20 protein-coding genes are annotated in these 19,934 nt (G+C 64.6%); 15 read left to right on the plus strand and 5 right to left on the minus strand.

Annotation, left to right across the window (positions count from 1 at the left end):
• Positions 1-24: 24 nt before the first annotated feature.
• The gene (locus tag RIC54_RS25695) at positions 25-891 is read left to right on the plus strand and encodes a nuclear transport factor 2 family protein (RefSeq protein WP_350093938.1); all 867 of its coding nucleotides are present in this window, start codon (positions 25-27) and stop codon (positions 889-891) included.
• Between the two features lie 26 nt (positions 892-917).
• On the opposite strand, the gene RIC54_RS25700 is transcribed toward RIC54_RS25695, so the two are convergent.
• Together RIC54_RS25700 and RIC54_RS25705 are read right to left on the minus strand one after the other, a co-directional pair.
• Positions 918-1,283: a cupin domain-containing protein gene (locus RIC54_RS25700; RefSeq protein WP_350093941.1), complete on the minus strand. Its 366-nt coding sequence runs from the start codon at positions 1,281-1,283 to the stop codon at positions 918-920.
• A gap of 21 nt (positions 1,284-1,304) precedes the next feature.
• Positions 1,305-2,204, minus strand: a complete 900-nt coding sequence (locus tag RIC54_RS25705) for an NAD-dependent epimerase/dehydratase family protein (protein WP_350093944.1) — start codon at positions 2,202-2,204, stop codon at positions 1,305-1,307.
• Positions 2,205-2,350: 146 nt separating this feature from the next.
• Between RIC54_RS25705 and RIC54_RS25710 the strand changes: the two genes are divergently transcribed.
• From RIC54_RS25710 to RIC54_RS25725, 4 genes are read left to right on the plus strand one after another with little or no spacing between them, the layout of a single operon-like run.
• Entirely contained in the window at positions 2,351-3,157 is an 807-nt protein-coding gene (locus RIC54_RS25710) for an IclR family transcriptional regulator (RefSeq protein WP_350093947.1), read from the plus strand.
• 21 nt (positions 3,158-3,178) lie between these two features.
• Positions 3,179-4,984, plus strand: a complete 1,806-nt coding sequence (locus RIC54_RS25715; protein ID WP_350093950.1) for a thiamine pyrophosphate-binding protein — start codon at positions 3,179-3,181, stop codon at positions 4,982-4,984.
• Between the two features lie 28 nt (positions 4,985-5,012).
• Positions 5,013-5,840 carry a sugar phosphate isomerase/epimerase family protein gene (locus RIC54_RS25720; protein ID WP_350151575.1) on the plus strand — a complete coding sequence of 276 codons (828 nt, stop codon included), beginning with the start codon at positions 5,013-5,015 and terminating at the stop codon, positions 5,838-5,840.
• A 29-nt stretch (positions 5,841-5,869) separates the two neighbouring features.
• Positions 5,870-6,628 (plus strand): SDR family NAD(P)-dependent oxidoreductase, encoded by a 759-nt coding sequence (locus RIC54_RS25725; RefSeq protein ID WP_350093956.1) that lies wholly within the window; start codon positions 5,870-5,872, stop codon positions 6,626-6,628.
• A gap of 36 nt (positions 6,629-6,664) precedes the next feature.
• Here the strand turns inward: RIC54_RS25725 and RIC54_RS25730 are convergent, their stop codons facing one another.
• Together RIC54_RS25730 and RIC54_RS25735 are read right to left on the minus strand one after the other, a co-directional pair.
• Entirely contained in the window at positions 6,665-7,090 is a 426-nt protein-coding gene (locus RIC54_RS25730) for a DUF6524 family protein (protein WP_350093959.1), read from the minus strand.
• Positions 7,091-7,156: 66 nt separating this feature from the next.
• Positions 7,157-8,191, minus strand: a complete 1,035-nt coding sequence (locus tag RIC54_RS25735; protein WP_350093962.1) for a hypothetical protein — start codon at positions 8,189-8,191, stop codon at positions 7,157-7,159.
• Positions 8,192-8,399: 208 nt separating this feature from the next.
• Here RIC54_RS25735 and RIC54_RS25740 point away from each other — a divergent pair, with 208 nt between their 5' ends.
• From RIC54_RS25740 to RIC54_RS25760, 5 genes are all read left to right on the plus strand, one after another.
• Positions 8,400-8,843: a hypothetical protein gene (locus RIC54_RS25740; RefSeq protein WP_350093965.1), complete on the plus strand. Its 444-nt coding sequence runs from the start codon at positions 8,400-8,402 to the stop codon at positions 8,841-8,843.
• 139 nt (positions 8,844-8,982) lie between these two features.
• Positions 8,983-9,435 (plus strand): hypothetical protein, encoded by a 453-nt coding sequence (locus RIC54_RS25745; protein ID WP_350151577.1) that lies wholly within the window; start codon positions 8,983-8,985, stop codon positions 9,433-9,435.
• Between the two features lie 50 nt (positions 9,436-9,485).
• Positions 9,486-10,886, plus strand: a complete 1,401-nt coding sequence (locus tag RIC54_RS25750; RefSeq protein ID WP_350093971.1) for a hypothetical protein — start codon at positions 9,486-9,488, stop codon at positions 10,884-10,886.
• Between the two features lie 75 nt (positions 10,887-10,961).
• The gene (locus RIC54_RS25755) at positions 10,962-11,582 is read left to right on the plus strand and encodes a hypothetical protein (protein ID WP_350093974.1); all 621 of its coding nucleotides are present in this window, start codon (positions 10,962-10,964) and stop codon (positions 11,580-11,582) included.
• A 199-nt stretch (positions 11,583-11,781) separates the two neighbouring features.
• A complete protein-coding gene (locus tag RIC54_RS25760; protein ID WP_350093977.1) occupies positions 11,782-12,672 on the plus strand; it encodes a COG4223 family protein in 891 nt (296 codons plus the stop codon).
• A gap of 12 nt (positions 12,673-12,684) precedes the next feature.
• Here RIC54_RS25760 and RIC54_RS25765 read toward each other — a convergent pair whose 3' ends face one another.
• Positions 12,685-13,329, minus strand: a complete 645-nt coding sequence (locus RIC54_RS25765) for a nucleotide-binding protein (RefSeq protein ID WP_350093980.1) — start codon at positions 13,327-13,329, stop codon at positions 12,685-12,687.
• A gap of 149 nt (positions 13,330-13,478) precedes the next feature.
• Here RIC54_RS25765 and RIC54_RS25770 point away from each other — a divergent pair, with 149 nt between their 5' ends.
• The 5 genes from RIC54_RS25770 (at position 13,479) to RIC54_RS25790 (ending at position 19,932) form a co-directional block, all read left to right on the plus strand.
• The gene (locus RIC54_RS25770; RefSeq protein ID WP_350093983.1) at positions 13,479-14,036 is read left to right on the plus strand and encodes a hypothetical protein; all 558 of its coding nucleotides are present in this window, start codon (positions 13,479-13,481) and stop codon (positions 14,034-14,036) included.
• Positions 14,036-14,950 (plus strand): TauD/TfdA dioxygenase family protein, encoded by a 915-nt coding sequence (locus RIC54_RS25775; RefSeq protein ID WP_350093986.1) that lies wholly within the window; start codon positions 14,036-14,038, stop codon positions 14,948-14,950. Before RIC54_RS25770 ends, RIC54_RS25775 begins: the two co-directional genes overlap by 1 nt.
• A gap of 11 nt (positions 14,951-14,961) precedes the next feature.
• Positions 14,962-16,179 (plus strand): ABC transporter substrate binding protein, encoded by a 1,218-nt coding sequence (locus tag RIC54_RS25780; protein WP_350093989.1) that lies wholly within the window; start codon positions 14,962-14,964, stop codon positions 16,177-16,179.
• Between the two features lie 134 nt (positions 16,180-16,313).
• Complete coding sequence (locus tag RIC54_RS25785; RefSeq protein WP_350093992.1) at positions 16,314-17,414, plus strand: tetratricopeptide repeat protein; 1,101 nt, start codon at positions 16,314-16,316, stop codon at positions 17,412-17,414.
• 97 nt (positions 17,415-17,511) lie between these two features.
• Positions 17,512-19,932 carry an MFS transporter gene (locus RIC54_RS25790; protein ID WP_350093995.1) on the plus strand — a complete coding sequence of 807 codons (2,421 nt, stop codon included), beginning with the start codon at positions 17,512-17,514 and terminating at the stop codon, positions 19,930-19,932.
• Positions 19,933-19,934 lie beyond the last annotated feature (2 nt).

Genomic DNA, 19,934 nt, shown 5'->3' on the forward strand with positions numbered 1-19,934 from the left:
CGGCGAGGGGGGAAGAGGCGCAGGATGGCGAGTTTCCGCGAACAGGTTCAGGCCCACGCTGGCACGGGCGGATTCGTCAGCCGGGAGCAGGAACGTGCCCTGATCAGTCTGGGTACCGCTGGGTATGGCCTTGATTTCGAGGATGCCCGGGGGGTCGTGCTTGATGCCGCCGCCGCTGACCGCCTGGTCCTGGAGAGCGCGATCGAAGCGAGTGTCGCCGACTACCTGACGGCCCGTGCCGGCCCCTCTGGCCGGGTATCGCGCGGCGCCTTCCTGTCGGCGGTCGATCTGTACAGATCGCGCGCGCGAAATCTCCTCGGCCAGCAAACGGCCGAGAGTCGCGTCAAGGATCTGATGATCCGGCGTGGCTTTGCGCCCCGGGCATCCGGAGTGCTGATTCGGAACCGCCGTTGGTTCAACCGGATTCCCCAGCCAGCCGATGCAACTGCCGACACGGTCGCGATCCAGTCGGTGGCCCCGCAAGTCCAAGCCCCGGTCCGCGCCACGCTGGAGGCGTGGGCTGCGGCGTTCACCGCACGCGACGTACCCGGGATCCTTGCGCTGTATGCGCCGGACGCATTGTTGCTTGCGACGGCCGCGGGTGAGCCGTTGCGCGGTCCCGAGGCGATGCGCGCGTACTTCGACAAATTGGTGATCGCGCAAGCCGGAACCGTTCAGTTCGCCGCCACCCTGGCGGTCGACGGCACCGATCCGGCGGTGGCCAGTGGACTGTACTCGTTCTCCTACACCGACCCCAACCGTGGCCGGATGACGATCCCTGCGCGCTTCACCTATGTGGTGACGAGGGGCGGGGCAGGTCCGGTCGGCCTGATCCGTCAGCATCATTCATCAGCCATCCCGGTCGACGGCGCCGGCGGCTGCCCGGTCTGATCGATCAGGTCCCGTTCACGTCCCGTTCACGTATCCTCCGGCGGCGTGGTGATCACCAGGAATACGAGGTCGACCAGCCCGGAATTGTAAATCGCGTGCTCGACCCCCGGCGGGATGAAGATGTGGTCGTGCCGGCGCACCACATGCCGTTCCCCGTCAATCTCCATCAGGCCTTCACCCTCCAGGATATAGTAGATCTGCTCCTGAACTTTGTGGCTGTGCAGCGCCACGTAGCCCTTGGGCTGATAGCTGGATATCCGGAAGTCGAAGTGTTTGGTCCTGCCGGTTTGCGGTGCGATCAGCAGTTTCGAGTGCGCGTCGTAGTGGGCCGGCATGGTTTGCCAGAGCGTCTCGACGATGTTGGCGATCGTGGCCCCGTTGCGTTCGATCATGGATGTCGCCTTTCGTGGTGATCAGCCGTACAGCACCCGTCGCAGATCGTGCTGGGCGCGGAAGCCGAGCCTGTCGGCTGCGGCCGACAGGTCGTAGAGCGGTGCGTGCAGGTTGTTCCGGTACAGCGCGGGATCGCGGATTTCGGCTTCCTGGCCGGTCTTGGCGGTCAGCCGATCGGTCGTAGGCTCCAGCGCCAGGGTGGTCGGTCCGCAGATGAAGTAGGGGCCGAAGCCCGGCTCTTCCGACTCCAGCGCACAGCGATAGGCCAGTGCCATGTCGCGCGGGTCGACGTAGTGCCACATGGGTCCGCCACCGGCCGGCTGCCGCCCGCCCGCAGCTGGTCCCTTGTATCCGGTCGGGTCGGCGGCGCGCGCCTTAACCTCGCATTCGAACTCCGGATACAGAACGTAGACCGGTCGCAGCACCACGACTTCCATCTTACCGCGGTCGGCGAAGCTGCGTGCCATCTCCTCGCACAGCTTCTTGCTCAGCGCATAGGGGTCGGTCGGCCGGCGCGGGTGATCGGCGTCGACCGGCAGATAGCTCGGAGGGATCATCTTGCCCTCGAACACCGTGAATCCGATCACCGAGTCGCTGGACGTCACGATCACCCGGCGCACGCCGGCCTGTTCGGCCGCTTCCAGCACGTTCCAGGTGCCGGTCACGTTGGTCTGAATGATCTCGCTGCCCGATCCGCTCCAGATGTTCGGCCGGGCCGCCACGTGGACGATGGCATCCTGGCCGTCGCAGGCGCGACGAACCGCGTCCAGGTTCTCGATGCTGTCCACGATATGCGGGATGCCGCCGTGCGCGGGAAGCAGGTCCAAACCGGACAACCGGCAATGCCCCTTCAACTTGTCGACCACATAGCCTCCGAGCAGCCCTCCGGCGCCGGTCACCAGTACATTCTCGAAGCGCATAGCATCCTCCGGTCAGCCCGTGCTTTGACGTATGTTTCGAAATGCGAAACATATTGTCAATTATTGAAACATAGTTTTAATTTCCTTGTTGGGCAAAATTGAGCCTGCTAGCGTTCAGTGAGATTGCCACTGCCGGAGGAGCCAGAGTGACCGAACCGGACCGTGATCCGTACCTGATCGGCTCGCTCCGCAAAGGACTCGAGGTAATCGACTGCTTTGCCGAGCGGGAGAGCTGGAGCCTGACCGAGCTGTCGGGACACCTCGGCCTCAACAAGGCTACGGCGTTTCGTATCCTGCACACGCTGCAGGGGTCGGGCTATCTGACGAAGGACGAGGAAAGCGGTCGGTACCGCCTGGGGATGCGCTTCTACTCGCTCGGCAAGACCGCGGTTCGGCACGAGCAGCTCAAGTGGCAGGCGCTGCCGCCGCTGATGACGCTGGCCGAGAGCACCGGTGAGACGGTCTATGTCGGCATTCTCTATGAAGGCGATGCGGTCTGCGTGCAGATCGTGGACGGTACCGAACTGGTCCGGATGCATTCCTTTGTCGGCAAGCGCAGTCCGGCACACGCCAGCGCGTTGGGCAAGGTGCTGCTCGCGTACATGCCGGATACCGAGGTGGACGATTACGTCGCGACCTACGGCCTGCACGGCTTGACCGACAACACGATCACCGATGCGTCTCGTTTCCACGAGGAACTGCGCGCAGTCCGGGCACAGGGATACGCGCTGGACAACGAGGAAATGGCCGTTGGATTGCGCTGCATTGGCGCTCCGGTCACCGATCACACCGGCCGTCCGTTCGCGACGGTCAGCCTGTCGGCACCGGCCGACCGCATGTCCGCAGAACGGATCGCGGCGCTGGTGCCGCAGGTCAAGGACGCGGCACTCGACATTTCGCGGATGCTCGGCAGCCCCCGACTGCTTCGTCGGTCTGCCGATTCCGCCGCCTGACGACACCCAGGGAGAAGGTTCATGGACGACAGCACGCGCGCCCTGCACAACGGCGCCGACATCATCGTCGATCAGTTGGTCAAGGAGGGCATGCCCTACCTGTTCGGCGTCTGCGGCCACGGCAACGTCGGTTTCCTCGACGGCGCCTACAAGGCCGGGAACCGGATCAAGACGATCTCCGTGCACCACGAGCAGTCGGCCGGCTACATGGCCGACGCCTACTACAAGGTGAAGCACGAGCCGGTGGCGACCTTCACCTCGTGCGGGCCGGGCTCGGCCAACCTCGTGGTCGCCCTGGCAGCCGCGATGATGGACTCCTCGGCGTTCCTTGCGATCACCGCCAATGTGCCGACCAGCCAGTTCAACCGGAATCCGTTCCAGGAAACCGGCCAGTTCTACCAGGGTGATTTTCCGTCGGTGATCCGCCCCTATGTGAAGCGCAGCTATCAGCCGACCCGCGCCGACATGGTGCCGCTGGCGGTGCGCCAGGCCTGCCAGCTGTTGCGCAGCGGCCGGCCGGGGCCGGTGAACCTGGACGTGCCGCTGAACGTGTTCGTCGAGGAAGCCGAGGTGGAGCTGCAGGAGGCATCGCCCCGGATGAAGCAGCGCTCGCCGGGCGCGCCGGGCGATCTCGCGACGGCGGTCGAGATGCTGCTGGGGGCCGAGCGTCCGGTGATCATTGCCGGGCAGGGCGTGCTGTTGAGCGAGGCGACCGATGCGCTGGTTGCGTTCGCCGAGACCGCGCGGATCCCGGTGGTGACCAGCCCGAACGGCAAGGGGGCGATAGACGATCGTCATGAACTGGCGTTCGGTTCGATCGGCCGCAACGGCACCTATGCCGGCAACGAGGCCAGCAAGAACGCCGACGTGATTCTGGCCCTTGGCTTCAGTTTCGACGACCGGGCGACCAGCGCGTGGCTGCAGGGCTACACCCTGTCGATCCCTCCGTCCCGGCTGATCCAGATCGACATCGACACCTTCGAGATCGGCAAGAACTATCCGGCGGAACTGGGAATCGTTGGAGACGCCCGGGCCAGCCTGGAGATCATGACCGAGCAGGCCAAGGCGCGGCTGACCGGCGCGCCCGCTCGCACGGCAGCCTGGCTGAAGACGCTGATGGGCAACCGGGAGACCTGGAAGAAGTATCAGGCCTCGTTCGCCGCGTCGGACCAGATGCCGATGCGCCCCGAGCGGTTGATGGACGCCATTACCAAGGCGATCCCCGATGACGCGATCGTCGCGTCCGACGTCGGTGTCCACCACAACTGGGTGATTCAACTGCTGGAAACCCGGCGGCCGCGCCAGCTGATCCACAGCTGGGGCTTTGCCGCCATGGGATTCGCCACGTCCGGCATCCTTGGCGCCAAGCTGGCCGCCCCGGACCGGCCGTGCGTCGCGATTGTCGGCGATGGATCGTTCCTGATGACGCCGCATGCCTTGCTGACCGCCGTCGAATACGACATCCCGGTGGTCTGGGTGGTGTGGAACAACAACGGCTATTGCTCGATCCGCGACCTGCAGGTCGGCCTGTTTGGTGGCCGCGAGTTGGCAACCGGCTTCATCCACGAGGCGTCGCAGGAACTGTTCAGCGCCGACTTCGCGATGATGGCGAAGTCGATGGGCGTGGAGTCCGCGCGGGTCGACCGCGCCGACGCCGTAGAGGACGCGTTGCGCCAGGCCATCAAGGCGAACAAACCGTACCTGCTGGAAGTCCCGGTGGATCGTGAGATCCGGCCGGTCGGGACCGGCAGCTGGGAGTTGCCGCCGCTGCCAAACCCCGAGCCGAACTTCCGCAAAGCCCTTGAGGCCGCAGGGATGAAACCGTAGCCGAGCCGGCAGGCCGAGGAGGCGAGCGATGGGCGGATGGCCGGTCGGAATCCATACCTACTCCTACATCTGGAAGATGTCGGCTCACGACACGCTGGTTCATCTGGCGGACCGTGGCTACCGGCGGTTCGAGTTGCTGATCAACTGCCCGCATGTCTGGCCGGAGGAACTGACGGGGGCAGAGCGGCGGGACACCGCCCGCCTGCTGGCCGAGCGGAACCTGACGATCGAGGTGCTGAACCCGCCGAGCCTGGATCTCAACCTGGTCAGCCCGTCACCGGAAATGCGTTCGATGACCCGGGCGCACTACCGCAAGGTGATTGAACTGGCGGCCGACTGGAACGTGCCGCAGGTCCTGGTGGTGCCGGGCAAGACTCACCCGTTGCTGCCGGCGCCGCCCGAACGGGTCTGGGGATGGTTCGCCGAGGCGGTGGCCGAACTCGACCGCTATGCCGAGGACCTGGGGCTGGGCATCGTGCTGGAGAACATTCCGATGGCGTTCCTGCCGACCGCCGAGTCGCTGATGGTTGCGATCGACCGATTGGGGAACGACCGGCTCGGCATCTGCTACGACGCTGCCAACGCGGTATTTGCGCGGGAATCTCCCGGCGACGGGCTGCGACGCGTGGCTCCACGGCTGAAGGTTCTGCACCTGTCCGATACCGGACTGCAGAAGTGGGACCACGCCACGATCGGTTCCGGCGTGGTGCCGTTCGCCGAGGTCGCCGATGCGATGCGCGAGATCGGTGTCGACGTGCCGACCATGCTGGAGATCATCTCGCCGGATGGCGACGCCGATATCAGCAAGAGCCATCGGGCGTTGGCAGGTCTCGGCTGGGAAGCGGTACCGGGCTGAAGGCTCGACCCATTTGTGGAGATGCAGCAATGACTGAGCAATTCGACGTCACCGGCCTCAGGGCGGTGGTAACCGGTGGCGCCGGCGACATCGGCCGGTGTCTGGTGGCCGGCCTGCTGGGCGGCGGGGCGAAGGTACTGGCCGTCGACCGCGATGCCGACGCGCTTCGCGACGCGATGGACGGGTGGGCCTGTGACCGGGTGGCCAGCGCACTCTGCGACATTACCGACGAGGCTGCGGTGGACAGGCTGTTCGCCGACGATGTGGCAGATGGCCTGGGCGGCATCGACCTGCTGGTGAACAATGCCGGCATCATGGTTCGCGCAGCGCCCGACGAGACCGAGTACGAGCGCTGGCGGTCGCTGATGAGCGTGAACGTGGACGCGGCGTTCCTGTGCGCGCGGGCTGCCGGACGGCTGATGAAGCCGCGTGGGCAGGGGGCCATCGTCAACATCTCCTCCATCGCGTCGGTCAAGGCGCTGGACGGCCGTGTCGCGTACTGCACCTCCAAGGCGGCAATCGCCCACATGACTCGCTCTCTGGCGCTGGAATGGGGGCCGTTCGGCATCCGCAGCAACGCCATCGCGCCGGGCTTCATCCGGACGCGCATGAACGCCGACCTGCGGCGCGATCCGGTGCGAACGGCGGCAATGACCGATCAGGTGCCGCTGAAGCGCTTCGCCGAACCGGAAGAACTGGTCGGGCCTCTGCTGTTCCTGGCGTCGTCGGCGGCGCGCTACGTGAACGGCCACATCCTGTTCGTCGACGGCGGCCTGCAGGTCACCTGAGGCCAGATTCCGTACGATGAAGGGAGGCGGGCCGGATCAGGTCTCCTCGACCTGCTTCACGCCGCCCAGGCGGTAGTGCAGGAACGAGAAGCTGACGCCGAAGGTCAGGATGCCGACAACCGTGAGCTGTCCCGCAGTGATCAAGTCGTCGGTCGTCCGCAACTCGACCCAATCAGCCTCGACAAGGTACCAGGCGACGGCGGCGAACATGATGGTGATCAACCCCACGCCGCCTTTCTGGAGTGAACGCCGGGTAATGTCGCCGATCGTGTAGAATCCGAAGCCGAGCGCACCGGCGATGGCGATTTGCAGCACATGTTCGCTCGGCGGCTGGATCGCGTCGGAGGTTACCCAGTGGTAGTAGGAATACCCGCTGGCGTTGTAGGCGCTGAACACGATGAAGATGCAGAACAGCACGCGTGCCAGCACGCCGCCTAGGTCAAGGGTGTGTACATATCCCATGGCCGCCCTCCGGCCTGTCCCGGATTCACAGCCGAACCGGTACGGCCCAACTGCGATTGCCGAAACTTATCGCGTGGCGCCGGGCGCTGCAACGGCGGATGGACTGGGGCATCCGGCGCCCAGCATTGCCGCACAGACAGCAGCGGCTGCTTCCTGACGGATGATCGAGGATGCGCGGGTGTGGGCGTCCCGAACGATCCGGCGCAACCCAGCTTCAAACGCGGGCCGGTTGGTGGCGCTGTCAATCCGGTTGACGGTGTAATCAAGACCCCAGATTCCCGCTGAGACTGCGGCTAGCGTCGCGATGGCCGCGCCGGTACCGGACACATTGGCGACTGGCGATGCAACAAGGCCGCCGACGAGTGGCGCCATCAGCAGGCGGGTGACCACGCTGATCGTACGGCTGGCCAGCGGCCGCAGCGACCGGACCAGCACTTCGTCGGTCGTGCCGCCGGCGTCTTCTTTGGCATTCAGCATGGCGCGTTGCAGCAGACCGGCCGGGGCAGGGGCACCAAGCAGCCCTGTCGACAGCAGTGGATCGCCATAACGCTGCAGAGCCGGCTGCGGATCAGTGCCAAGTTGCGTCGCCAGCCGCCGAATGCGAGCGCGCCGCGCTGTCGCCAGCTGGGTGTCCAGCGCTGCCAGCCTGACCATCGCCCTGTGCCAGGCTGCTTCAAGTGAGCGGGCGGTTTGGTCGGGCAGCACGACCGTGTCGTCGAACCGCTCAACCACCACGAGAGCCAGGCGGTCGTGCACGGACTTCGGGTCCGGCGTTCCGCCGTCGTAGATCTCGCGCGCCGCCTCGGTGGCGCCGACATAGGCGAGATCCCAGGCAGTGAACAGGCTCGACAGCCAGCCGAACACCCAGTCGGAATACGCGGTCACGCGGCGATCCATGGCGTCGAAAGGTGATGAGATCGCGCTGTCGGCCAGCCTCGGCCCAGCGCGATGCAGCGTCGCTGCGTCAATGGCAGTCCAGGAAGCGGACTGCGCGTCCAACCGGTCGGCGGCTGCGGGCAGTGGCGCCAAGACCATCCAAAGAAGCAGCAGCGCGATTGTTGGCGTCGACACCCAGGCCCGCGTGCGAGGCACCGCAATCATCCACGTTATCCTGATTAATGCGATCGAAGCACTATCAGGCTCTGGTGCGGCCAGCTACCCCGACGATCAAAGTTTATACTGCATCGCGAAGAAAGACGGTGGCGTGCCGATAACGCGAATGTCATCATAGCGCTGTAATTCCAGAACGGATGCAAGACGTCGGCATCAGCGTTGGCGTTGGAAACGGAATGACCTGAAGGAGAAGCAGATGCGCGCCTGGCAAATCGCCGTTTTCATGTTCGGAGCTTTGATGCTGCCGGCTTCCGGCGTTCAGGCCCAGACGGCCGGTTCGACTACGCCGCCGGCGGCGGCCGCTCCCTCTCAGGATTCGGCGAGCGCTGCTCAAAAGGTGCTGACGCCGGAGCAGATCGAGGAACTGCAGTCGATGGTGGGTCGCATGCAATCGGCCATGCAGGACATGGTGAACTCGGCGCGCAGCACGGCGGGCAGGTTGGCGAGCGGCAGTCAGACCGTCGTGCTCAGCACCAACGAGATTGCGGCGATCGCAATTGGTGCCGCGGGCGGGGCCATTCTGATTGATCTGCTTGGTGGTGGCGGCTTGGCGACGATCGCCGGTGCCGTCGTCGGCGGTGTGGCGGCGCATTGGTTCGTAACGGCCCCCCCAATGGGGCAGACGACGGGAACGATCTGAACTGCGTCGTTATCAATCGATGGCGCAGTTGGCATGAGTCGGCTGCTTCATCGTTAATAGCTTGAAACATCAGGCCCGATGCGGTTTGTACATGCATCCGGCCTGATGATTGGGCTGTGCAAGGACGGGCGACACTGAGATGGACCACACGATGCCGCAGGGGACGGATGGTCGGCGCCGGTTTGCGGACACGGTCCGCATCGAGGCGATGAACGGCGGCTTCATCCGGGCGGATGAGGAACGGCGGCTGCTGCAGGACGGCATGGCGCGCTACAATCTGTCATTGGAGGAAGCGCGGGGGGTGCTGCTCTCGACGGTCAATGACCAGGGCTTCTCGCTGCAGCGTGCGACCGAGGCCGAGATTCGAGACCTGATCCTGGTTCAGTCGGCGCGAAACCGAGGCCGCCGGTTGTCCAAGGCGGAATTCCAGCAAGCGGTCGAAATGTATCGGGCGAAGACCAAGGGGCGGGTGTCGGTCGACGAAGCCCGGCTGCGCGTCAAGGCGATTATGGAGGAGAACGACGTTCAGCCCAAAAGGGCTGGGTGGGTGATCCGGTCGCGGCGCTGGTACAATTCGATCAAGGCCACCTGAATCTAGAATGGAGCGATCCGGCTTGTCGCCGGTGGAGGGGGACTGCGGGTATGGCAAACCGACCGTTACCGAACGTGGATCCCGACGCGCTGTCGAAGCTTGCCAGCCAGTATCCGGGCAGCAGCGACGGGCGCGCGGAGCCTAAGCTAGGCGGTAGCGGAGGCGGCGGCGGGTCTACCGGCGGCGGCCCGGGCGATGGCGGCGGCGATCGTCCATCGGCCAAAGCCGGTGCCGTGACCAAGCCGGAAACCGCTGTGAAGCCGGCTGCAAGAAGCGGCGCTGTTTGGCCAGCGCTTTTTGCCGGCGTCGCCATCGTTGCTGCGTTTGCATCACTGGCGGCTCCCAGCCTGCGGAGTGAGGCACGGGCGCTTCTCCAGCGGTACATTCCGCAGATGGAAGCCAAGACCGTTGATCTCATTACCGGTCACGACACGCGCCGGCTGGAGGTTACCTACGATGGTCTGGATCAGCGGATCGCAACACTGACCGAAGCGCTCGGACGGATCGCGGCGGCCCCGGGGCTGGATCCCGCGGCGGCGCGCGAACTGCTGCTCAAGACCGAGCAGAACCAGCGACTGAGTGCCGTTGAAGCCGCAAACGCCGATCAAAAGTCAGCGCTGGACGGGATCACCGGTCGCCTTGACGGAGTCGATCAGCAGATAGCGGGACTCGACGAGGTTCGGCAGTCGGTCGATGCGCTTGGGGGACGGGCGGCGTCGGCGGAGCAAGCGCTGACCGCGCTGCAGGACACCCTCGGAGCGGTTCAGGCCAAACTTGCTTCCCTTGAGGAGGCGGATGCCCAGGCGATTGCGCTGATCGAAAGCATGTCCGGCCGGTTCGACGCCCTTTCGGCCGAGATCACCAAGGCTCACGAACGGTTGGTACCGGTCGCCGAGTTGACCAATCGGGTTGCCGAGCAACGCAAATCGATGGAACTCCCGCTGATCGGCATGACCCAGCTTCGGATCGCCCTCGACCGCGATACGCCGTTCAAGATGGAACTCGCACTGGCCAAGCAACTGGTCGGTGATGACAAGGAGGCATTGGCGGCTCTGGCGACGCTGGACTCACAGGCTGGTACTGGAGTGGCGAGCTTGCGTAGCCTGCGGCGCGACTTCGCGTTCGCGGCGACCCAGATGGGCGGCTCGTTAACGGTGATGCGCAGCTGGACGCAGCGACTGAGTTCCTGGGTCGAGGTTCTGGTCGGCACCCGTTCGGTACCTGAGGCCGACCCGATCGGACAGATTTCATCGGCGATCGCATCGATCGACGCGGTGCTTGAGGCCGGCCAGCTGGATCTGGCAATCAATGAGGCAGTCGCCTTGAACAACCGGCAGAGCGACGTGTTGCTCGACGGCTGGATTGTCGAGGCGCGCCGCCGCCTGGCAACCGAACGCGCATACGATCAGCTGTCGGCACGGATCTACGCCCGGATTGCAACCCCCGGGTAAGGCGCTGATCCAACTCGGTGGCCGGTAGTCATACCCGCTAAGGCGGCTGCGGAACTCACGATCGAGGACGTCGTGGTGGACGGTGAGTTCGAGAGACTGCTCGGCTGGGTTGGCGCGCTGGGACTGAAGGCAATTTCCGGGGGCTTTCTCATTGCGATGCCCATCGCGGCGTTGGCTCTGCTGGGACTGCTCCATCGCCTGCCGAACCTTCGCGGCTACTGGCACGTGCCAATCGTGACGAGGCCGGCCGTCGTTGCCGGGGTGTTGCTCGGATGGGCGGTGCTGTACGCCAACCCGCACAGCCCAAGTTTTCGGATCTCCGCCATCTTCGAGGTTGGGGGGATTTGGGATCTTCCGTGGACCTTCTTTCTAAGGTACCGGGCCGATCCCGCGCTGTACGGCTACGAAGCACTCATGCCCGTCGTTCAGAGCCCGGATACGGCTCCGGTCCTGGCACTGGTGGTGCTGCTCATCACCATCCTTCTGGCCGTGTCAGTTGTCGCGGCGTTGATCTATCTCAGAGGCATCGACCTCGCAGCCGGCCTTGTCGGGATCGCGTTCCTCTGCCTGTTCTCCCAAGCTCTCGCCGTCTACGTGATTACGTTGATTGCTTATACGTTCAACACTCTGAATTTTTGGGCGGCCGCGGTAGCGCTTGTGATACTTCAGTATTATCGCAGAGCGGCGGCTCATTGAGTGAGTTGGATTGGATTATGCTGCACGTGCGTCTTGACTCGTTTGGCCCGTGCCCCATGATCGAGCAACGCTTTTCTTGAACCAGCCACGATTGATCGGAGGCAAAATGGCCGACGAAACCAAGCGACCCGCGCGTTCACGGTCGACCAGAGCAGCGCCGAAAGCGCCGGCTCGGTCGAGCAAGGCAGCCGAGGCTCCCGTGGCATCTGAAACACCGGTGGAAACGATCGAGGCAGCGCCGAAGGTTGAAGCGGCGCCGGCTCCCGCTGCCCATGCGTCTCCGGCCCCGGATCGGGTGGCGAGCGCTGGTTCCGGAAACGGCGGGGTGGCGATGGCGGGTCTGTTTGCCGGTGTGATCGGCATCGTCCTGGCGCTGACCTATCCGCAATGGACACCGATCGTGTACGGATCGACGGGATCCAGCAATCGGGTCACGGCCGACCAGGTGCGCTCCGAGTTGAAGGGCGAGATCGCCGCTTTGAAGGCGACGGTCTCAGCCATGACCGAGCAGCAGGTCGCGCTGGAGCAAGCAATCCGCACCGCCAAGCTTCCGGGCATCCTGATGGTCGCGGAAGATCTGCGTGTGGCGTTGGCCGATTCCAAGCCCTATGCGGGACCGCTCAACCTGTTCCGCGCGTTGACGGGGGGTGACGAGGCCGCCGGTCGGATCATCGCGTCCATCGAGGCGCGGGCCGAGGTCGGTGTGCCGAGCATCAGCGACCTGCAGGATCGCTTTGACGACGCTGCCCACGCCATCCTGACCGCGGAGCAGCGACCGCAGGCGCAAGGCGATCTGGCATCTCAGGTTTCGGAGACCATGGCGAGCTTGACGGCCGCAACGATGCGGCTGCGTTGGCGACTTGACGGCGCGCCGACCGGAGACGGTGTCCCGGCGGTGGTGGCGCGTGCCGAGCAGTCGGTCGGGAAGGGCGAGTTCCAGACGGCGATCGATACACTCAGCGTATTGCCGGCGGATCGCGCGGCGCTGGCGGCTTCGTGGATTGAGCTTGTCCGGGCACGCCTTGCCGCGGAGACCGTTCGCGAGGAGCTGGATTCCTACATCATTGTGACGGCGTCGCGCATACAGTAGCGCGTCTGTCGATCACGTCCCGAGAAGCGCCGGCTCAAGTTCACGCGCGAGCCGGCGGATCTCCATCGATGCCGTGGCTTTGGGCGCCAGCTCCTGCGGCGACGACCCGTGATACGATGCCTCCTGGAACACGGCCCGGTCACCGATCCTGGCGTCGACCGGGTTGAGGCCGAGTGCTTCGAGCTGGCGCTCCGTGTGTCGGACGACCGTTGCCCGTTTCACACGGTTCAGGACGGTGCGGAACGCAATGTCCCGTCGTGTCAGGGCGCTGGCGCTCTGAATGACTTTCTTCATTTTGCTGGCTTCGAACAGGCTGGCTTCGTCCGCCATCACCGGTATGAGCACGAGATCGGCGATCCCGACGGCGTAGATCATCGACTGGTTTCCGAAGCCGGCGGTATCGACGATGACGATGTCGGCCCGTTCGCTCAGGTCCTGAACCGCTCCGATGATGGCATGCTCGTCGGAGGTCGCCTGAGCTTCGACGTTGTCGTAGCTGGAACCCTTGCGGAACCACCGCGTGGCAGCCTGGTTCGGATCGGTGTCGAGCATTGCGACGCGCTTGCCGTCGTTGCGCCAATACGCCGCAAGCGATGCGGCAATAGTGGTTTTGCCCGTTCCGCCCTTGCTGGTGGCGACGACAAGAACGCTAGCCATGTTATGTGTCGCTCCGTTGATCCACCCTTTGGTCATAATGGCCGATCGTCCTTTGAACGCAATGCCCGCGTTGCGTGGCGGGCGGGAATGGGGTTTCCTACGCCGTCGAGCCGAATCGGCTCTGGGGACCGGAAGCGGAAGAGTTCACGATGAAGGGAGTCCTGGTCGCGGTGATGCTGGTTGCTGCGACGGTTTCGGGTGGCGCGGCACCGGTGCGTGCGGGCGCCCTGGGCGATGCCGTCGTGTCGGTTGGCGGCTGGTTGAGCGAGCTTGAGGCCGCGCTTTCGGCTTGGATCGACAAGACCGTCGGCCAGATCACCGGAGCACAGGACGACACACGGTCGGCGGATGCGTTTCGACGGTTGGCGATCGAAGCGCCGGAGCAACTGGACGTTCTGGCTGCTCGGGCAGGGTACGCGCTTTCGAGCTACGCGGTTGCGCGGGCCGATCGGCAGGATCTGACACTCAACTTCCGCCATGACCGCGACCTCGCTACGGACGAACGACTGGCGCTGCTGCGAGAGTTGAACGACCGGGCGTCGATCGATGCCAGACCCGAGCTTGCGCTCGTTCGCATTCTCCTTGATGCCGCCGATTGGCGTGACGCGGGGCCAAGCGCGCGGTTTCGTTTGACGGGCGTCGAGGTACAGGTGGACGATTCCGTGTCGTCCCGGCTGATCTTCTCCGAACCTGCGGTGGTGCGATAATGCTGACGGCTGAACCGCTTTCCAGGGTGCTGGGCGCCGAGATCAGGGGACTAGACCTGTCCCGTCCGATTGCGGATGCGGATCGGGAACAGCTGCTCAGTCTGTTCTGGGAGCATAAGGTCATCGTCGTCCGCGGCCAGGAGGTGGCACCGGATGGCTTCATTCGGTTCGCCGAGGCGTTCGGGACGATCGAGCCGTTCTTCATCAGCGCCTACAATCTGCCGACGCACCCGCAGATCTACGTGCTCTCGAACGTGCGGCAGGACGGCAAGCCGATCGGGCGGGACGGGGCCGGTACGCACTGGCACAGCGACAGCACGTTCACCGAGAAGCCCAGCAGCGCCACTCTGCTGCACGGCGTCACCGTGCCGGACCGTGGCGGCGACACCCTTTTCGTCAATACGGTGGACGCGTATGAGCGGTTGGACGACGAGACCAAGGCCCGTATTCAGGGACGGCGCGCCATCCACCGCTACCAGCGCAAGGAGTTCGTCTACTCCGGCGACCGCACGATCGACGAATCCGAACGCAAGGAAATCGAACGGGTGAAGGCATTGCGCATGGCGGAGGCTGCCGCGGACGCTGCGTCGCCGACGGCACAGCGCAGCAACCGGGAGCCTGACCGCCTGCATCCGATTGTACGCACCCACCCGGTGACCGGGGCGAAGGGCCTCTACCTGAACGACGAGATGACGGTGGGCATCGAGGGGATTCCGGACGAGGAGGCGGTGCCGCTGCTGCGCCGACTCTGCGAGGTTGCGACCGCGCCGGAAACGGTGCTGCGCTTTAAGTGGCAGCAGGGCGATGTGGTTGTGTGGGACAATGCCGCGGTCATTCACAGCGCCACCTTCACGCCGCCGGACCTGCCGAGGGTCATGCACAGGCTCACGATCGCGGGCACCGTCCCGTTCTGAGGAGGCTGACGATGCTGGATTCAGCCCGGTGCTCGAGATTTCGGCGACTGTTGCTGGCTTTGGGCCTGGTGGTGACGTGTGCAGTTGGGGCGAATGTCCCACTGGCGGCACAGGCCCGGCCGGTGCTCGACTGGCTGCAGTACGACTCGACGGCGCTGAATGAATACGCCGTCAATCAGGACACTGGCGACAGTGCTCGTCACAGCATCGAGCCGGCCTGGGCTTCGGAATCCCAGCGTCGCTCGGCCAAGCTGGTGATGCTGTTGATTCCGAAGCGTTCGGAGATCGCGTACTCGACATCCGTCAACACCATCCTGCAAGTGTTTCGGCAGCACGGCGTGCCAACGCGCTTTTCGGTCTGGTTCTATGACGAGGACGACGCCGTGGCGCGCGAAGCCCTGGACTGGGCGTATGCGCAACCGGTCGACCTGATCATGTCGGTCGGATCGGTTGCCACAGCCTACCTGCACGAACACCATCGCGGGCACCGCATACCGGCGGTGACCAGTGCGTCCAAGGACCCGGTCGCGTCCGGGCAGGTCGCGGACGCCCAGACAGGAAGCGGGACCAACATCGCCTACACGTCAATCAACGTAGCAACCGACACTCTGGTTGCGTACCTGCGCAGGCTGGTTCCGGGCCTGACGACGATCGGCGTCATGTACTCGCGCGACAACACCAGCGCCTTGCGAACGCAGGTCCAGCCGCTGCATGACGCGGCCAGCGTTCTGGGCCTCACCGTCGTCGACATCTCGGTACAGGACGAGGCGACCGCGGCGGTCGAGCTGGATAGCGCGGTGCCGTCCGGGTTGGACGCCATGCGTCGCAGCGACGTCGATCTGAAGCGCAGTGTCCTGCTGGTCACCGGTTCGACACCGGTGTACGAGCGCATCGACCAGGTCAACCGCCATGCCGGTCGGGTTCCGGTGGTATCGATGCTGCCGGACGTCGTGCGACCCGGACTGGATTCCGCGCTGCTGTCGATTGGTGTCAACCTGTCCAGCGCGGTGGCCCTGGCGGCGGTCTATGCCAAGGACGTGCTGCTGGGGCAGGCGAATCCGGCATCCTTGCCGGTCGGAATGGTCACGCCGCCGGATCTTGCGATCAATTTTCAGGTCGCGGAGCGGATTGGAATTGCGATTCCCTTCTCGTTCTTCGAGTCGGCGACCTTTGTCTACGATCCCACCGGACGGGCCGTTATCGAGTTCGGGCAGCGCGTTGGCGGATAGTTCGCAGGATTCGCCGAACTGATGGTTTCATCGGCTTAAGTTCACCGACCTGATGGGGTAGTCTCAGGTGTCGATGGGTCATGGTCACCGGACCGCTACTGGCGGGCGACCGGATGGGCCGGGGGAGAGCGAGCATGTTTGACGGGTTTCTGTCGTTGCCGGTATTGGCTGTGGGAGCGTTCTTCGCGGTTTCGTACTTCGTGAATCCTGCGACGATCATTATCGAGGACATCTCGGTTCCCCACCATCTTTCGGACCTGGGAGTGACCCACGAGGTCGCCGCCGGAATGCTCACCGAGAAGATGGCCAAGATCGCCGACGCGGCAGGCAGCAGCCGCGGTACCCTGACCACCGAACTGACGGCTCAGGGGCGTTCGGTCGAGGCGCTGAGCGACTGGTTCGGGCTGGCGAGCCCGATACGATCGACACAGGTCGCTCTGGGTTTTCTACCCTACACCTTCGAGGGAGAGATCATCGAGAAGGGCGACGACCTGGTGCTGGCGATCAAGGGCAAGTCGCCGAAGTACTGGCACTTCTCGATCGAGGAGCACGGGCCCGCCGATGACGTCGAGGGGTTGATCCAGAAGGTTGCGCTCCGGCTGATGCAGGAGATCGATCCCTATCTGGTCGCCGTCTATCACTTCCGTGAAGAGTCGGCGAAGCGTGAGTTCCCGTTGACCAAGGAGGCGATCGACTTCGCGCTCGTCCATGCGGACCGGCGGCAGTTGCCGTGGACATATGCCTTGCTCGGCGATGCGCTGCGCCGCGAGGGGAACTATGAGCAAGCTATCGTCAAGTTCCGCCAGGCGATGATCCTGGACCCAAGCTTCCCGCGACCGATGATGCGCTGGGGCAACGCGTTGGCTGACCAGGGTCGGTATGACGAGGCCATCGGTCGGTACAAGAAGACCTTGGAGATCGCACCGCAGTACCCCGAAGCCCTGATCGCCTGGGGCGAGGCGCTGACCGCGCTTGGTCAGCACGACGAGGCTCGCCGCAAGTACGAGGAAGCGGTTGCGATGGATCCGCATTTCCCGCGAATCCTGTTTGCCTATGGCAAATACCTCGCGGACAATGGCGACAAGGCGGGAGGTGCCGAGTACCTGCGCCAAGCCCTCCGTCTCGAAGGCGGCCATAACCAGACCTACGTGGCGACGCTCCGCAAGGTGCAGCGCGAGGTAGATCCCGTTCTCGAAGAAGCGGTGCCGCTGGCCAAGGGCATGCGTTCCCGGTGATGACGGGCGGATGTACCTGGGGCGATTGCTCCAGGGATGATCCGGAATTGCGTCCACCAGAGTGGGTGCCGGCTTACTCGGGCGAAGCGGAAGTGACATGAAGGCGATTGCACGCGTTTTGCCGAGCGCGGCACTGACGGCCCTCAGCCTGCTGCTGTTCGCCTACGTCGGCTATGGCGAGGCGACCCGGGTCTACGTTCAGATCCGCCTGGAGCGCCTTGAGCAGCTGGGCGCGACGCTCCAGACCGTTGTCGATCAGTTTGCCAAGTCAGGCCTGCCGCTCGATCAGTTCGGAGGCTTCGATCGGCGCGGCGCCCAGCTTCGCGAGGTCGATCCGGCTATCCTGTCGACCGCCATTGTCGACGTGAACGGCAAGCCGATCGCCTGCGAAGCGGAGTTGGCGGTTCAGGACCGTCTTTGCCATCGCGAGGCGCTTGGCGAACAGACCCATGACGGTACCCCGAGTTCACCGTTCGGACGGTCTGCAACCGACGTCCGTTTGGAGCTGCCGGTACGCGACAAATTCGGCACGGTCGGTGCGGTGGTTCTCCACGTCGATCGAGACCGCATCGAGGCGGTGGTCGATGCCGCGTTCCGACCTGTCATCATGCTGTCCGCGGGTCTGTTCGTTCTGTTCACCATGATCCAGTTGGTTCTGGTGTCGCGGGGCGAGGACACGCTGCAGCGCTGGTTGACCCGCCTCTTCATGGGGGTCGTCGCGATCAATCTGGTGGTGCTGGTCGCCGTCATGTTCGATCTGTACCGCAAGGGGACCGAGGGCCAGGCCGAGGCGCTTGCCCGGTCGATGGCGATGCGACTGTCGGCCGCCACCGAACTCGGGATTCCGCTGTCCGCGTTCTCGGGCATCGCGGAGGCATTGGAGGAGTATCGCCGTATCAACCCGAACATCGCGGCGATCTCGCTGGTTCGGGAAGGCCAGGTTCTTTACAGCGTGGACAGCGAGCAGGGATCCGGCGCGTTGTCTGCGATCGACTTGCGACGGTTGACCTTCGACCTGCCGATTCGCAATGGCTCCGGGCAGGATCTGCTGCTGTCGGTCGAACTGCCGTTGTCGGTGGTTCTTGCGGCTTTGGGGGCCGGCGCCCGGAACTTTGTCGCACTGTTCTTCGGTTGCGCGGTGTTTGCATTGGTGTTCCTCAGGGCCGTGCGCGAAGGGCAGGGAGCTGGTACCGGCTCTGGCAGTGTGGCGGTGGCAGCCACCGCCGACAGCCGTCTGGCGCTGCTTCGGCCGGCATACTTCCTGGGCATTTTCGCCGACGCCCTGTCGTTGTCGCTGCTGCCGGAGATCGCCCATGAAACGGTGGTTGCCGAGGGATTGCCGTCGGGATGGGTGTCGCTGCCGTTCACGCTATTCTTCGTGGGCCTGACCGCCGCACTTCTACCGGCATCCTATGTAACCGGGCGGATGGAACTGCGCCGGCTGTTCATGATCGGCGCGGCGGCGGTGGGTGGCGGCTTGTTCCTGGTATCGCTGGTACCGGAGTTCTGGGCCTTGTGCGTCGGACGTGCGCTCGGTGGTGCCGGTCAGGGCACATTGCTGGTCGCCGTCCAGGCCTATGCGTTCGAAGTGGTGGGCCCGAGTCAGCGCACGCGCGCCGCTGCAGTCCAGGTTCTCGGCTACAACGGCGGGCTGATCGTCGGAACGGGACTCGGCGGGCTGCTGGCAGTCTTCAACCCGGACCACGACGTTCTGTTTGTTGGCGGAGTCGTCGCGGTGGCTGCTGCGATCTATATCCGTTTCGTTCTGCCTCCGCTGGTTCGCCGCGAGGAAGACTCGGTCGGGTTGCTGAGCGGTGTCGGACGGTTAGCCCGAGCGCCCGACTTTATGGCGGTGCTGGGGTTTGTCGGGATCACATCGAAGTTTGCATTGGCCGGAATCGCGATGTTCGCGGTGCCGTTGGTGCTGCACGGCAGCGGATACGACGATGACGAGGTTGGGCAGGCGATGATGGTGTTCGCGGTCGTCACCTATCTGGTGACGGTTGGAGCGCCTCGGCTGGTAGCGCGACTGCGGTCGATCGACGGGGTGTTGACCATCGGGATGCTGATGCTTGGCCTCGGAACGGTCCTGCTGGGGCTTCTGGTGGTACCGGGCGTCAATGCCACTGTTCCGACCTTCATCCCTGGATGGGCGGTGGGTGCCGCCGCCGCCGTTCAGTCGGTGGTCGCATCGAGTGCCGTCCCGGCTGCTGCCGGAATTGCAATCGCACTGTCGATTGCGGCGCTGGGTGTTGGGCAGGGGCTGATTGCGGCACCGGTGATAGCGCGGGTGGCGGACAGCCATGCCGCGCACAGTGTCGGCCGGGACCGAACCCTGGCGATTTATCGCTTGGCCGAGCGCTTCGGCCACATCCTGGGGCCGACACTGGTCGGTCCCCTGTTGTTGGCGGCCCACGGAAATGCATCGGCGCTGATCGTGTTCGGAGCGGTGTTCGCCGGGTTGGGAATTCTGTACGCCGGAAGCACGATGATCATGCGTACGCCGCCGCCACAATGATC

The organism is Thalassobaculum sp. (assembly GCF_040219215.1).
Lineage (GTDB): Bacteria > Pseudomonadota > Alphaproteobacteria > Thalassobaculales > Thalassobaculaceae > Thalassobaculum_A.